The following is a 14,721-nucleotide window of genomic DNA, read 5'->3' on the forward strand; positions in this document are numbered from 1 at the left end:
GCCGTCCAGCGCCGCGAACCGGGCCGAGCCGGCCAAGAATCCTCCGCGCCGGCCCTCGGCCGGGCGGCCGCCGCCCTCTTCGCCCCGGCGGCCTTCCGCGCCACGTCCCCGGACACACGGCCGATCGGCTCCCCCGTCATCGCCCCCGACCGGCAGGACGCAGTTCGCGCCGGAGGGCGGACAGGGCGAACGCGTGTGCGGAGGTGTGCCGCCAGCGGGACCGTCCGAACATCACGTCCTCGGAGAGCCCGCTCAGCATGGCCACGGCACGGATGGTGAACTCGGGGAGGTCCACGTCGGTGAAGTGCCCCGAGTCCCGGCCCTCGCGGAGGATGGCTTCCAGCCGTTCGTCCCAGCCGTCCAGCAGCTCGGTGAGGATCTGCCGGCCCGCTTCGTCATGGCGCTGGGCCAGCACCTGCGTCCACAGCGCGTAGCGTTCGTCGCCCTGGTGGCGGGGCAGGTAGAAGCGGACGAACAGGTCCAGCTTCTCGTCGGGAGACGCCGCCCGGTCGGCGGCCTGCCGGAACCGGGTCCAGAGGTCCGCCTGGCTCCATGCGAGGACTTCGAGCAGGAGCCGGTCCTTCCTGCCGAAGTGGTAGAGGATGTGCCCGGTGCTCATCCCGGCCCGCGCGGCGATGTCCGACATGCGCGCGGCCGCCGCGCCCTTCTCGGCGATGACGCCGATGGCGGCCCGCATGGCCCGTTCCCGCGCCTCGTCCCCGCTGGGCTGGCGCTTCCTGTCGATCGGGACCCGGGCGGCGGGCCGCGAGGCGGCGCCGGTCCCGCCGCCCGCCGACCCGACCGCGCCGCTCGACGGGGGAAGGCGGTCGGGCGATGCGGGCCCGGTCTCTGACGTCGGCATGAGCTCACTCTCGGTTCCGGAAATTCAGGTCCCCAGTCTAGGTTCCAGTATCCTAGACTTTTACTCTAGACTGAAAATCTAGTTAGATCGACGAGGGCGCGACGGCCGGTTCCGTCCGCGGTCGCCCCCCGACGGCCGGCGGCCCGCCTGCCCCCCTCACCACCCGGGAGACACCCGCATGACGCGCGGATTCGATGTCGTGGAAACCTGTATCGCCGACCTGCGCGCGGCGCTGGAAAAGGGCGAGACGACCGCAGTGGAGCTGCTCGACGCCTACCTCGCGCGGATCGAGGCGTACGACCGGCCCGGTACGGCCACCGCCCTGAACGCGATGGTCGTGATGAATCCGCACGCCCGGGCCGAAGCGGAGGCGTCCGACGCCCGCCGCGCCCGCGGCGAGACGTCGGGCCCGCTGGACGGCATCCCGTACACCGCCAAGAACAGCTACCTCGCCAAGGGGCTCACGGCCGCGTCCGGCTCTCCGGCGTTCGAGCACCTCGTCGCCCAGCACGACGCCTTCGCCATCGAGCGGCTGCGTGCGAACGGCGCGGTCCTCATCGGCCTGACCAACATGCCGCCGATGGCGAACGGCGGCATGCAGCGCGGCGTGTACGGGCGCGCGGAGAGCCCCTACAGCGCCGACTGGCTCACCAGCGCCTACGGCTCCGGCTCCTCCAACGGCTCCGGCACGGCGACGGCGGCGTCCTTCGGCGCGTTCGGCCTCGGCGAGGAGACCTGGTCCTCGGGCCGCGCCCCCGCCTCGAACAACGCGCTGTGCGCCTACACCCCGAGCCGCGGCGTGATCTCGGTCCGCGGCAACTGGCCCCTCGTACCGACCATGGACGTCGTGGTCCCGCACACCCGCACCATGGCCGACCTGCTCGAACTGCTCGACGTCGTCGTCGCCGACGACCCGCACACGCGCGGGGACCTGTGGCGCGCGCAGCCGTGGGTGGCGCTGCCCCCGGCGTCGCGGGTACGCCCCGCCTCCTACCCGGCCCTCGCGCCCGCCGACGCCGGGGCCGCGTCCGAGGCGCTCGCCGGCAAGCGCGTCGGCGTGCCCCGGATGTACATCAACGCCGACCCCGACGCCGGAACGAACCCCGACGGGGGCATCGGCGGCCAGACCGGGCAGCGCATCGACACGCGCCCCTCGGTGATCGCCCTGTGGGAGGCCGCCCGCCGCGACCTGGAGGCCGCCGGAGCCGAGGTGGTCGAGGTCGACTTCCCCGTGGTGTCCCGCTACGAGTCCGACCGCCCCGGAGCCCCCTCGCTCCTCACCCGCGGACTGGTCGGCCGCGAGTACCTCGCCTTCGAGATCGAGGACCTGTCCGCCTGGGCCTGGGACGACTTCCTGCGCGCCAACGGCGACCCGGCGCTCTCCACCCTGGCCGACGTCGACGGGGACCGCATCTGGCCCAAGCAGGAGGGCGAACTGCCCGACCGGTACGAGGGCTTCGACGACACGATCGGCGAGTACCCCCGCTTCGTGCGCGAGCGCCCGTACGCGTCCCTCACCGACATGCCGCTCCTGGAGGAGGGACTGCGCGGCCTGGAGGAGACGCGGCGCGTCGACCTGGAGCTGTGGATGGACGGGCTGGGCCTGGACGCGGTGGTCTTCCCCGCGGTGGCCGACGTGGGCCCCGCCGACATGGACGTCGACGTGGCGTCCGCCGACCTCGGCTGGCGCAACGGCGTCTGGGTGGCCAACGGCAATCTGATCCCCCGCCACCTCGGCATCCCGACCGTGACCGTGCCCATGGGCACCATGACGGACACCGGCATGCCCGTCGGTCTGACCTTCGCGGGCCGCGCCTACGACGACAACGCCCTGCTGTCCCTCGCGGCGGCCTTCGAGAAGACCGGCAGCCGACGCACGCCGCCGCCGCGCACGCCGCGCCTGCCGGCGGAATGACCCGACGGAGGCCCCGGGCGGACCTCGACGGCCGGCACCGGGACGCCGACGAGACGGCCGGCAGCCGGTCCGCCGCCCCGGACCGGCTCCGGGGAGCCCCCACCACGTCCGCCGGGGAACTGCCCGGCCGACCCCGGAAGGCTCCGTGTCCGGCCGCTGGGGCCTGTCCGACCCTGATCCGCCGGACACGCCCTAGCACCCTGGTGCTCTCAGGACGACGAGTCCGCCCTCGCCGGCGGCCGGGGAGACGACCGTGTTCAAGAAGAGGTCGTAGGCCCAGGTGTCCTGGCTGTCGGGTGCGGCCCCCTCGCCCGAGACGATGCCGCGGAGGAGCCAGCCAGGCCCGTCGCAGCCCAGCATCCTGACCCTCATCCGTGTGGACGACCGGGCCACGGACAGTACGACGCGGAGTTCGACACCCGCTGGGCCTGCCCACTCCCCGGCTTCCCCGCCGCTCGCCTCGATGCCGGTACGCAACGCGCTGCGCACCGAGGTCCAGTTCCTCTCCTCGGAACGCCGAAAGGCCTGGAGCTGAAGGGCGGTGCTCCCGTGGACCACGGTCACGGCGACCGGTGTTCCGTCGGCTCCGGCTTCCATCCGGACGTCGTCCGCACGTGACGGGACGGGGATCCTGAGCCCTCCGAGGTCCAGCAGCTCGGTGCCCGCGCCGCCTTCCTCACCCGCGTCCCACGGCCCGGTGTTCCTGCCCCGCTCGACCGGCGCGAGTGGGTCCTGGGCGTCCAGGACCTGGAGCGAAACGGTTTCGGCTTCTTCGAGCAGTCGATCCACCTGTGAGGCCGTCAGCCCCCGCCGCTCGATCTCCGCGCACAGGAGGGCCAACACCTCGCCCGGGTCGAAGCCTTCACCTCCCATGACCGCGCGGGCCGCCTCGACGTCGCCGAGCAGGGCGGCTCTCAGGTCTCCAAGCGAATCGTCACGTCAGTCCTTCCCCGTCCAGGTCCGTCCGGTCGGGGGGCTTCCGGCGGGACGTCGGGAGAGTGCCGTCCGGAAGAGGAGCAGGACGACGGCGAGCGCGCACAGGCCCGCGCAGGTCCAGAAGACGCTGCGGTAGCCCGCCCGCGCGGCGACCGCGCCGGTGGGCGCGCCGGCCATCACCCCGACCAGGGACGCCGACAGGCGCAGGTCCTTGGTCACGTACGGGGCGATCGCGATGAGGTACATCTGGTTCGCCACGTTGACCGCCGTGACCGAACCGAGGAGCAGCCGGCTGCGGCGCGGCACGGTGGCGAGGATCCGGCGCACGCCGGACCGGCGGGAGCGCGCGGACTTCATCGGCCCCCCGTCGCTCGGACGCGGTGCGCGTCGGCGTTCGTCGTGTGTCGCGAGCCGCTCCCCCGCCCGACGCCGCGAAGACGAAGGCCGCCGGGCGGGGTTCGATCGGGGCACCCGATCACCCTGCCCGTACCGACGGACGCGAGCACCGGAAGGTCGTCGGCCCGGTCTCCGCGGGCGCTTGCCGCGGTCGTGGCCCGGTCGGCGAACGGACGCCGCGGCCGGTGGAGGGGCCGGGCCGACTGTTCGCCGACCGGTGCCGGTGACGGGATGCGCGGGCCCGAGGAGCAGGAGGGGCGACGGGCCGCACGGCCGGGAATCAGCGCATCGATCAGGTGGACCGGAGAGGGTTACGGGGTGGGAGCTTCCTCCCCGGCCCGGGCCGCCGCCCCGGCCGGGACCGCTTCCGGTGCTTCGACGCCCCGAGCGGTCACGAGGCGGGCGCTTCCCTCGGCGAGCGCGTAGCCCAGGCCGACGACGGCGATCTCACCGGCCGCGACCTGGTCGGAGAGCAGGCGGGACCGGTCGAGCAGCAGGTCCACGGTGTGACGGATGTGCTCGTCGATCACGTCGCCGTCCGAGGTGAGGCCGGCGGTGCGCGCGGCCAGGATGCTCGGCGTGACGCGTTCCACGACGTCGCGGACGAAGCCGCTCGCCGCGAAACCGTCCTCGACCGCCGCACGGGCGGCGGCGACCGCACCGCACGAGTCGTGCCCGAGCACGACGACGAGACGGGCCCCGAGGACGCTGGTGGCGTACTCGATGCTCCCAAGGACCTCGGAGCCGAGCACGTGTCCCGCGGTCCGCACCATGAACAGGTCCCCGAGGCCCTGGTCGAAGATGATCTCGGCGGCGAGCCGCGAATCGGAGCAGCCGAGAACGACGGCGAACGGATCTTGTCCAGGAGCCAGCTCCGCGCGGCGGGCCGCGTCCTGGTTCGGATGCTCGGGCGCACCCGAGACGAAACGCTTGTTGCCGGCCAAGAGGGCGTCGAGAGCGACGGAAGGAGAAGTTCTAGGCATGGCCTTACCTTACGGCCCGGCGTCGACGGACCGGCGCAGGACGAGGGGAGATGTGTGCTCCGCCTCACCGTGCCTCCCTCCACGGCCCCGGGCGTCACGGCGGCGGCGTACGCCGGCAACGGCCTCGACGGGACGGACCGGGACGGACCATGGCTTCGCGGCCCTGGATCACCGGCGGCGGGCAGCGCTTCCCCGAGGTCGGCCTCCTCACCGGAAAGGCCCCCCTCGTCGGTGGCTTCCCGGCGGCCCGCCGGGTCGTCGGCGTCGCCCTCCCGCGCGACCGGCGCCGACCGCCCCGGCTCACGCCTCGATGGGGACGAGGCCCAGGGGCTCGGTGGTGGGCTGCTCGGAACCCCCCGCGGGTTCGACGGTGATGCCGACGGCGACGGCGTCGCCGAGGGGGCCTTCGAGCAGACGGGTCGCCGCCTCGCCGGTGCCGGGGAGCAGGCCGGCGGGACGCAGGTCGCCCGCCTCGGCGGCGTACCAGAGTTCGTAGACCTGGTCGGCGGTCAGGGCCGGCAGGCCACCGGCGGTGAAGGCCGCCCGGTCCTGGCTGCGGGAGACGACGACGGCGACGGACGTCCCGTCGTCCAGCCTCTCCGTGTGGAGGGTGGCGTCGGAGGCGGTGAGGACACCGGCGAAGGCCGAGCCGTAGCCGCGTGCCCGCTCCTCGGCCCGGGCGAGCCCGGCGCGGGCGTCCTCGGCCCGGGAGTGCTGCCACACGGTGATGCCGCCGAGGGCGACGGCCGCGGCGAGGGACGCGGCCAGCGCCATGTCCAGCACGCGCCTGCGGGGCCGCGGCGGACGGGAGGCGTGCTCCTGGCGGACGCTTCCGACGCGTTCGAGGATCCGCTGCCGCAGTTCGGGGGGCGGGTCGGCGCTCTCCGCGGACGCGAGCAGGGTCGTCGCCCGCCGGAGTTCCCCGAGCTCGTCGCGACAGGCTTCGCAGCCCGCGAGGTGGTTCTCGAAGGCGGCCTCCTCGGCCGGGGAGAGGGCGTGGAGGACGTACGCCCCGACGTCGTCGTGCGCTCCGGGGGCGTCGTGTGCCCCGGCGTCGTACGGATTCCCGTCCGGCCTCATGACTCGCCCTCCAGACAGGCACGGAGCTTCCGCAGGCCCGCGCGCATCCTCGACTTCACCGTGCCCATCGGGGTCGACAGGGACTGGGCCACCTCGAGGCAGGTGAGTCCCTCGTAGTAGGCGAGCACGAGCGGGACCCGGTGGACGCCGGTGAGTCCTCTCAGGCAGCGGTACACGCGCTGGTACTCGTCCCGGCCCTCGACCGTCTCGGCGACCTCGTCGAAGGGGCGCCCGGAGGACAGCATCGCGACGCGCCGCTCCCGGTCGGCGCTCGCCTGCGAGGCGCGTACCCGGTCGACGGCCCGGCGGTGGGCGAGGGTGAGGACCCACGTCCTGGCCGTGCCCCGCTCGGACCGGTAGCGGTCGGCGGTGCGCCAGACCTCGATCATGACGTCCTGCGTCACCTCCTCGGCCTGCGCGGGGTTCCGCAGGATGCGGCGGGTCAGGCCCAGGACCGAGCCGACCAGGGCGTCGTACACGCCGGCGAAGGCCTCCTGGTCCCCTCCGGCCGAGCGGATCAGCAGCTCCTCCACCTTCGTGTCGTGCTCGTGTGCCTGCGGCACGCGCTGCTCACCGTCCTCTGTGTAGGCCGGCCGCTGTGCTGGCGACATGGCCTCGGTGCACGGGGGTCGTCCTCGTCCGACTCTGCCCGTGATCCCGTGGGGACGCCGTACGGCAAGGGCAATCGGGTGAGGACCCCGGCGGAGGGAGGGGGGAGTCATCGCGGTCCGTCCGGCCCGATCCCGCCGGAGTCCAGATCGAGTGCGACGTGCAGGGACTTGCCTCCGAGGGCGGGGACCACCTTGATCCGGCCGCCGAGCCCGCGGATGAGGGGGAAGCCGAAACCGCCCCGCTCGTCACCGGGCGCCTCCCGCGACGTCCAGGGAAGCTCCTCGCTCCGGTCGGCGACGGCGATGTCGAGCAGCGGGCCGCGGACCGTCAGCGTCAGTACGCAGGGACCGCGCACGTGACGGACGACGTTCGTGACCAGCTCGGAGACGACCAGCACGGCCTCCTCCGCCCGGGCCGGCCGTGCCCGGGAGCCCTCGAGCCAGCGTCCGGCGGCGCGACGGGCGGCCGCCGGAGTCCTCGGGTCGTAGGGCAGGGTGACGCTGTGACGCGTCATGCCGGGCGACGGCATCGTGGTGATCATGACTACCCCCTCGGAGGGGATCGAGCCGGTGGACACGGATGTGTACTGGGGGTTCGGAGCCGCGCGGCCGCCGGATGTCGCATCCGGTGTTTCGGGAGCGATCGGCCCGTCGCGGTCGGGAAGTTCTCCGGTGTCCGGTTCGTCCACGGCGTCTTCGGCTCCGAACCCCTCATGTCCTGCACGGCGGGACCGGCGATGGAGCGACGGCCGTCACAGGACGGCCCCCTCGAACGCGCACGCCGGTTCTCGTACGTGCGCACTGATGCGATTCGTTCGAAGGAGGTGGATCCGATGACGGCATCCACCCGAGTCCGCCGTCTGGTGGCGGGCGCCGCGGCGTCCGGCCTGCTGGCCGGCGGTGCCGCGCTCGGCCTGTCGGGCACGGCGGCCGCCGCCCCGGCACCCGCGTCCGTCGCCACCGGCGTGGTGACGGTCGACCACCACGACCGGTGCGAGTGGAAGAAGGGGCACGGGGAGAAGAAGTGGGTCAAGGCCCACTGGGAGAAGAAGGACCTCTCCCACAAGACCTGGCACAAGGGCCATCACGACAAGCAGGGAAAGTGGCACAACGGCTACTGGAGCGATGACCACTCCTACAAGTGGATCTACGTTCCCGGCCACTGGGACCACGTCTGGGTGAAGGGACACTGGGACTGCCGGCCCCGCCCCACCGCGTCGGACGGCCGGCGCCCCGGCGTCGGGGCCCGCTCGGCTACACCAGTGGCCCGTCCGCGGCCGTGATCGGAGCGGGGAGGTCGCTGGAGCCCCTCAGGTAGCGGTCCGCGGCCGCAGCGGCGGACCGGCCCTCCGCGAGCGCCCAGACGACGAGGGACTGTCCGCGCCCGGCGTCGCCCGCCACGAAGATCCCCTCCGGGGTCGCCGTCCGCGCCGCGAAGTCGGCGGTGCGGGCGAAGTTGCCCCGGTCGTCGGGGACGAGCCCGAGGGCCTCCGTGAGGGGCGTGCCGTGCGGGGGGCCGCTGAACCCCAGGGCGAGCAGAACCAGTTGGGCGGGCAGCGTCTGCCCGGTTCCCGCACGCGGAGTCCTGTCCGAGGGGTCCACCTCCGTGAGGCGCACCGCCTCGACACGACCGGCGGCGTCGTGCTCGAACCGTACGGCGGCCGCGCCGAACACCCTCGGGTCGTCACCGTCCCGGTCGCGGGCCTCCTCGTGGGCGTGGGAGACGCGGTGGATCCTCGGGTGGACCAGCGGCCACGGCTCGCTCTCCCGCCGGGACGGGCCCGCCATCGGGTTGATGTCCACGTGCACGACGGACGCGGCGCCCTGGCGCAGGGCGGTGCCGAGGCAGTCCGTCCCCGTGTCACCCCCTCCGATGATCACCACGTGTCTGCCCTCGGCCGTCACGGACGGCCGCGCGCAGTCGCCCTCGGCCACCCGGTTCGCCGCCGTCAGGTACTCCATGGCCTGGTGGACGCCTTCCAATGCCCTTCCGCGTACGGCGAGTTCACGGGGCTCCGTCGCCCCGACGGCCACGATCACCGCGTCGTGCGCGCTCCTCATCGCGGCCGCGTCCAGATCGGTGCCGACGTCGACGCCGGTGCGGAACCGCGTGCCCTCCTCCCGCATCTGCGCGACGCGCCGGTCCAGCCATCGCTTCTCCAGCTTGAAGGCGGGGATGCCGTAGCGCAGCAGCCCGCCGACGCGGTCGGCCCGTTCGAAGACGGTGACGCCGTGGCCGGCCCGGGTGAGCTGCTGCGCCGCCGCCAGCCCGGCCGGACCGGAGCCCACCACCGCGACCGACCGGCCCGTCAGCCGCTCCGGCGGACAGGCGCGGACGTGGCCCCGCGCCCAGGCCTCGTCGGCGATGGTCTGCTCGACGTTCTTGATGGTCACCGGCTCTCCGGTGAGCGCCAGGACGCAGGCGTCCTCACAGGGCGCCGGACAGATCCGACCGGTGAACTCGGGGAAGTTGTTGGTCGCGTGCAGCCGTTCCGAGGCGGTGCGCCAGTCGCCGTGGGCCGCGTACACGTTCCACTCGGGTATGAGGTTGCCGAGCGGACAGCCCCCGTGGCAGAAGGGGACGCCGCAGTCCATGCAGCGGCGGGCCTGCCCGGAGACGAGCGGCAGCAGGGCCTGGCCCGCGTACACCTCGTCCCAGTCGCCGAGGCGTTCCCCGGAGGGCCGTGCGGGGACGGGCCTGCGGGGTGTGGTGAGGAAGCCGAAGGGGTCGGTCATGCCGCCCTCCGCAACGCTGCTCGGGGGTTCGGCGGGAGTCCTCCCAGCGTACGTCCGTGGCGCGGGACCGTCCGAAGCGCGAGAAGTTCGAAGGGATCTTCGTCGATCCGGGGGACGGCGACGAATCACCTGTAGACCATCCGACGCGGCCGTCAGAGCCCGATCCGGGGAGTTCTCCCATGACACAGAAGTCGCTCGACGCCGAGCAGCGCGAGAGCACCGGCACGCAGGAGGCGCTGGCCCGGCTGCTCGCGGACGTCGCCCATCTGGACGACGTGCCCCTCGACAGCCATTTCTTCGACGAGCTGGGCACGGACTCCCTGGTCATGGCGCACTTCTGCGCACGGGTGAGGAAGCAGGGCGACCTTCCCGACGTGTCGATGAGGGACGTCTACCGGCATCCGACGATCAGAAGCCTGAGCACGGTCCTCGGCGGCGACGAACCGGCTCCCGCCGTCACCGTGGCCGTCGCCGCCCCCGAGGCCCGCCCGCCCGGCCCCGCACCGCCCGGCCCCGCGCCCCCGCCGGAACGCCGGCGCCAGGTGCTGTGCGGTGCGGTGCAACTGCTGTGCTTCGTCGGCTACGCCTTCCTCCTCGCCCTCGTCACCGCCCGCGGCTACGACTGGATCTCCGCCGGCGCCGACCTCTGGGACGACTACCTGCGGTCGGTCGTGTTCGGCGCCGTGGCCCTGCTGGTCCTGTGCACGCTGCCGATCGTCGCGAAGTGGGTCCTCGTCGGCCACTGGAAGTCGCGGCGGATCCCGGTCTGGAGCCTCGCGTACGTCCGCTTCTGGCTGGTCAAGACGCTGATGCGGGCGAATCCGATGGCCCTGACCGTCGGCTCCCCGCTCTACGTCCTCTACCTCAAGGCGCTCGGCGCGCGGATCGGACGCGGAGTGACCGTCCTCTCCCGCAGCGTTCCCGTGTGCACCGACCTGCTGACGGTCGGCGACGGCACGGTCATCCGCAAGGACGTCCTGTTCGGCTGCTACCGCGCCCACGACGCCGCGATCGAGACGGGCACGGTCACCCTCGGGCGCGACGTGGTCGTCAGCGAGGCGACGGTCCTCGACATCGGCACGTCGATGGGCGACGGGGCACAGCTCGGCCACGCGTCCTCGCTCCATCCGGGCCAGCACGTGCCCGACGGCGAGCACTGGCACGGATCACCGGGCCAGCCGACGGACGCGGACTTCCTGGCGGTGGCTCCGGCCCGCTGCGGCGCGGTACGGCGCGCGGGCCACGCCGCCGCCCAGATCGTCATGGCGCTGCTGGTGTTCGCACCGCTCGCCGTGGGATGCCTGGACGTGCTGCTCTCGAAGGCCCCGCAGCTGACGACGGTGCTGGAACCGGAGCCCACCGCACTCGCCGACTGGGTCTTCTACGCCGACCTGCTGCTCGTGACGGGCGTCGTCTTCTTCGGCGGCGTCCTGATCGCCCTGATCGCCCTGGCCGTCGTCCCCCGCGTGCTCGGCCGGCTCGTGATCCCCGGCCGGGTGTACCCCCTGTACGGCGTCCACCACGCGGCGCACCGGGCGGTCGCCCTGCTGACCAACAGAAGGTTCATGACCCGCCTCTTCGGCGACAGCTCCGCGGTGGTGCACTACCTGCGCTGGATCGGCTACGACCTGTCCACCGCGGAACAGACCGGCTCGAACTTCGGCACCGCGGTCAAGCACGAGAGCCCCCTGCTGAGCTCCGTGGGCCGGGGGACCATGGTGGCGGACGGGCTGTCGCTCATGAACGCCGACTACTCCAGCACGTCCTTCCGCGTGACCCGCACCGCCGTCGGCGCGCACAACTTCCTCGGCAACAGGATCGCCTACCCCTCCCGGGGCAGGACCGGCGACAACTGCCTCCTGGCGACCAAGGTCATGGTTCCCGTCGACGGCCCGCTCCGGCACGACGTGGGCCTGCTCGGATCACCGAGCTTCGAGATCCCCCGCTCGGTGGCGCGGGACGGCACCTTCGACGCCCTCGCGCAGGGCGAGGGCCTGCGCCGCCGCCTGCTCGCCAAGAACCGGCACAACGCCGCCACCATGGCGTGGTTCCTGTTCACCGCCTGGCTCTACTTCTTCGCGGTCACCCTCCTCTACGCGGGAGCGGCCGACCTGTACGCCCAGTGGGGCGTCACGGCCCTCGCCCTCGCCAACACCGCGCTGCTGCCGTTCACCGTCCTGTACTACGTGCTGATCGAGCGCCTGGTCACGGCGGCGCACCCGCTCGGACCGCTCTTCTGCTCGATCTACGACATCCGCTTCTGGCGGCGCGAACGGTACTGGAAGGTGCCGTCGGAGACGTACCTGCAGATCCTGAACGGCACCCCGTTCAAGAGCCTCGTGTGGCGGCTGCTCGGCGTCCGGATCGGCAGGTCGGTGTTCGACGACGGCTGCAGCCTGACCGAGCGGACCATGGTCACCATCGGGGACGGCTGCACCCTCAACGCGGGCAGCGTCGTCCAGTGCCATTCGCAGGAGGACGGCACCTTCAAGTCCGACACCAGCCGCATCGGCGCCGGCTCCACGCTGGGGGTGGGCGCCCTCGTCCACTACGGCGTCACGGTCGGCGACGGCGCCCGCCTGGCGGCGGACTGCTTCCTGATGAAGGGCGAGACGGTCCCCGCACACGACCGGTGGTCGGGAAACCCCGCACGACCGACCGCCCCCGAGCACGACGCCCACGGAGGCGAACGGTGATGACGGACACAGCGATCACGCGCGTACCGCCCGAGGAGGCCACCGGAGGCCACGCGTTCACGACCGTGCCGAGGTGGGCCCCCCATCCGGTGCCGGGCACGGCGGAGTACGCCGGGGCCGTCCTCCCCGACCGGCTGGGCACCGCGCTGCGCGCCCGCGCCGACGAGTTCGGGGTGCCGGTCGCCGCGGTCCTCCTGGCCGCCCACGCGAAGGTGCTCGCCGTCCTGTCCGCCGACGCCGGGGTCACGACCGGCTGTCTGCTCCCGGGGTCCTCCCGCCCGACGGCCTGCCGGCTGGACGTCCGGCCGGGCACCTGGCGGCGTCTGGTGACCGACGCCCACCACGCCCTCCGGCTCCTGCCCCGCACGGAGCGCCCGCGAACCGACGGGCTTTCCGACACTCCACCCGAGGTCGTGTTCGACCCGTCCGGGGACGGACGCGCGCCGGACGGCACGGCCCTGTGCGTGAGCGTGTCCGAGGACGACCCGCGCGTCCTGCGGCTGCGCTACCGCACCGACGTGCTCGACGGCGCCGCCGCCGCCCGCATCGGCGGCTACCACCTCCGCGCGCTCGAACGGATCGCCGCCGCCCCCGGGGAACACCACGAGCACCGCACCCTGCTGTCCGCCGAGGAGATCCGGTTCCAGACCGAGGAACTCGCCGGCCCCGCCCGGCCGGTACCGGACCGCCGCTTCCACGAACTGTTCGAGGAGCGGGCGCGCGAACGGCCCGACGCCGTCGCGGCCGAGCACCGCGGCACGCACTGGACCTACCGCGAACTGAACGAGCGGGCCAACCGCCTGGCCCGGGCCCTGCTCTCCGAGGGGCTGGAGCCCGAGGACGTCGTCGCCGTGGTCACCGGACGGACGCTGCACTGGATGGCGGCGGTGATCGCCGTCCTCAAGGCGGGCGGGACCTACCTGCCCGTCGACCCCGCTTACCCGCCCGGGCGCATCGCCTCGATGCTCACCCGCGCGGACTGCGCCCTCGTGCTCACGGAGCCCGACGCCTCCCGGAACCTCGACCGGGCCCTCGAAACCCGGCCCGGCACGCGCACCCTGGTCGTCCCCGCCGTCGCCGGCGGCACCGCCCGCGCCGACGACCCCGCCGTCCCGGTGGCGGCGGACCGACTGGCCTACGTCTACTTCACCTCCGGCTCCACCGGCGAGCCGAAGGGCGCCCTGTGCGAACACGCCGGCATGCTCAACCACCTCCTGGCGAAGGTCGACGACCTCGGCATCGAAGAGGGCGACGTCGTGGCGCAGACCGCCTCCCAGTGCTTCGACATCTCGCTCTGGCAGCTCCTCGCCGGGCCACTGGCCGGGGGACGGACGCTCCTCGTCGACCAGGAGGCCGTCCTCGACGCCGACAGGTTCCTCGACACCGTCACCGACGGGCGCGTCACGGTGTTCCAGGTCGTCCCGTCGTACCTCGACGTCCTGCTGTCCGCCCTGGAGCGCACGCCGCGCCGAATGGCCGACCTGCGCCGCGTGTCGGTCACCGGAGAGGCACTGCACAAGGGACTCGTCCGGCGCTGGTTCGCCGCGCTGCCCTCGGTCCCCCTGGTCAACGCCTACGGGCTGACGGAGACCTCGGACGACACCAACCACGAAGTGATGACGGGCGTGCCGGAGGGCGACCGGATACCCCTGGGCCGGCCCGTGGCCAACGTGCGGATCTACGTGGTCGACGACGACCTGACACCGGTTCCGCTCGGAGCCCCCGGAGCCGTCGTCTTCTCCGGAGTCTGCGTGGGCCGCGGCTACGTGAACGACCCGGAGCGCACCCGGGACTCCTACCTCCCCGACCCCTACCACCCCGGACAGCGCCTCTACCGCGGAGGGGACTTCGGCCGCTGGCTGCCGGGAGGAAAGCTCGAATACCACGGCCGTCACGACGCCCAGGTGAAGATCCGCGGGTTCCGCGTCGAGATCGGCGAGGTCGAGAACGCCCTGCTGCGGCTTCCCGGCGTGCGCGACGGCGCCGTCGTCGTCACCGGCGGGGAGACCCACGCGCGGCAGCTGGTGGCGTTCTGCACCGGGCCGCGGCCGCAGGCCGAGGACGTCCTGCTCCGGCGACTCGGCGAGCTGCTGCCCGCCTACATGGTCCCGTCCTCCGCGCACTGGCGGCGGACCCTGCCGCTCACGGCCAACGGCAAGACCGACCGCGCGGCCCTCGGCGCCCTCGCCCGGGACCTCGGCCGGTCCGACGGCGGGCGCGACGCGCCCCGCACGCCGACCGAGCGGCGGCTCGCCACGGCCTGGGCGCACGTCCTCGGCGTACCGGACGACGGCATCGGCCGCCGGGACGACTTCTTCGACCTCGGCGGCACCTCCCTGTCCGCCGTGCGCCTGGCCGTCGTACTGGACCGCGCCGTCTCCCCGCGCGACCTGACGGCCCACCCCGTCCTGGCCGACCTGGCCGCCCTGATCGACGAACGGGCCCGCCGGACCCCGGCGGACCCCGAGACCGCTCGTACCGCCGCACCGCCGACGACCTCGTGAAG

Annotated in this window: 12 protein-coding genes; 4 read left to right on the forward strand and 8 right to left on the reverse strand. The window is 73.5% G+C overall.

The genetic code is table 11. From position 1 onward, the window contains the following. Nucleotides 1–136 precede the first annotated feature (136 nt). Nucleotides 137–862 (reverse strand): TetR/AcrR family transcriptional regulator, encoded by a 726-nt coding sequence (locus ACWGSR_RS15720; protein ID WP_453566856.1) that lies wholly within the window; start codon nucleotides 860–862, stop codon nucleotides 137–139. Nucleotides 863–1,040: 178 nt separating this feature from the next. Between ACWGSR_RS15720 and ACWGSR_RS15725 the strand changes: the two genes are divergently transcribed. Continuing rightward, nucleotides 1,041–2,777 carry an amidase gene (locus ACWGSR_RS15725; RefSeq protein ID WP_453566858.1) on the forward strand — a complete coding sequence of 579 codons (1,737 nt, stop codon included), beginning with the start codon at nucleotides 1,041–1,043 and terminating at the stop codon, nucleotides 2,775–2,777. A 192-nt stretch (nucleotides 2,778–2,969) separates the two neighbouring features. On the opposite strand, the gene ACWGSR_RS15730 is transcribed toward ACWGSR_RS15725, so the two are convergent. The 6 genes from ACWGSR_RS15730 to ACWGSR_RS15755 all read right to left on the reverse strand — a co-directional run bounded on the left by ACWGSR_RS15730 (nucleotide 2,970) and on the right by ACWGSR_RS15755 (nucleotide 7,325). Beyond that, nucleotides 2,970–3,650: a DUF3710 domain-containing protein gene (locus tag ACWGSR_RS15730; RefSeq protein WP_453566860.1), complete on the reverse strand. Its 681-nt coding sequence runs from the start codon at nucleotides 3,648–3,650 to the stop codon at nucleotides 2,970–2,972. 66 nt (nucleotides 3,651–3,716) lie between these two features. Next, nucleotides 3,717–4,070, reverse strand: a complete 354-nt coding sequence (locus ACWGSR_RS15735; RefSeq protein ID WP_453566862.1) for a hypothetical protein — start codon at nucleotides 4,068–4,070, stop codon at nucleotides 3,717–3,719. 350 nt (nucleotides 4,071–4,420) lie between these two features. Beyond that, nucleotides 4,421–5,092, reverse strand: coding sequence for a carbonic anhydrase (locus ACWGSR_RS15740; protein WP_376238811.1), 672 nt, complete (start codon nucleotides 5,090–5,092; stop codon nucleotides 4,421–4,423). A 300-nt stretch (nucleotides 5,093–5,392) separates the two neighbouring features. Beyond that, the gene (locus tag ACWGSR_RS15745; protein ID WP_453566864.1) at nucleotides 5,393–6,172 is read right to left on the reverse strand and encodes an anti-sigma factor; all 780 of its coding nucleotides are present in this window, start codon (nucleotides 6,170–6,172) and stop codon (nucleotides 5,393–5,395) included. After that, nucleotides 6,169–6,735, reverse strand: coding sequence for an ECF RNA polymerase sigma factor SigK (gene sigK / locus ACWGSR_RS15750; protein ID WP_376238816.1), 567 nt, complete (start codon nucleotides 6,733–6,735; stop codon nucleotides 6,169–6,171). The genes ACWGSR_RS15745 and sigK overlap by 4 nt, the downstream gene beginning before the upstream one ends. A 155-nt stretch (nucleotides 6,736–6,890) precedes the next feature. Next, nucleotides 6,891–7,325 carry an ATP-binding protein gene (locus ACWGSR_RS15755; RefSeq protein WP_376238818.1) on the reverse strand — a complete coding sequence of 145 codons (435 nt, stop codon included), beginning with the start codon at nucleotides 7,323–7,325 and terminating at the stop codon, nucleotides 6,891–6,893. Between the two features lie 291 nt (nucleotides 7,326–7,616). On the opposite strand from ACWGSR_RS15755, the gene ACWGSR_RS15760 reads away from it, so the two are divergent. Continuing rightward, nucleotides 7,617–8,066: a hypothetical protein gene (locus tag ACWGSR_RS15760; RefSeq protein ID WP_453566866.1), complete on the forward strand. Its 450-nt coding sequence runs from the start codon at nucleotides 7,617–7,619 to the stop codon at nucleotides 8,064–8,066. On the opposite strand, the gene ACWGSR_RS15765 is transcribed toward ACWGSR_RS15760, so the two are convergent. Then, a complete protein-coding gene (locus ACWGSR_RS15765) occupies nucleotides 8,038–9,519 on the reverse strand; it encodes a glutamate synthase subunit beta (protein ID WP_453566868.1) in 1,482 nt (493 codons plus the stop codon). The two genes, ACWGSR_RS15760 and ACWGSR_RS15765, sit on opposite strands and share 29 nt — an antisense overlap. 179 nt (nucleotides 9,520–9,698) lie before the next feature. Between ACWGSR_RS15765 and ACWGSR_RS15770 the strand changes: the two genes are divergently transcribed. Continuing rightward, a complete protein-coding gene (locus ACWGSR_RS15770) occupies nucleotides 9,699–12,215 on the forward strand; it encodes a Pls/PosA family non-ribosomal peptide synthetase (protein ID WP_453566870.1) in 2,517 nt (838 codons plus the stop codon). Further along, nucleotides 12,215–14,719 (forward strand): non-ribosomal peptide synthetase, encoded by a 2,505-nt coding sequence (locus ACWGSR_RS15775; RefSeq protein WP_453566872.1) that lies wholly within the window; start codon nucleotides 12,215–12,217, stop codon nucleotides 14,717–14,719. The genes ACWGSR_RS15770 and ACWGSR_RS15775 overlap by 1 nt, the downstream gene beginning before the upstream one ends. Nucleotides 14,720–14,721: the final 2 nt, after the last annotated feature.

The organism is Streptomyces sp. NPDC055632 (assembly GCF_053618675.1).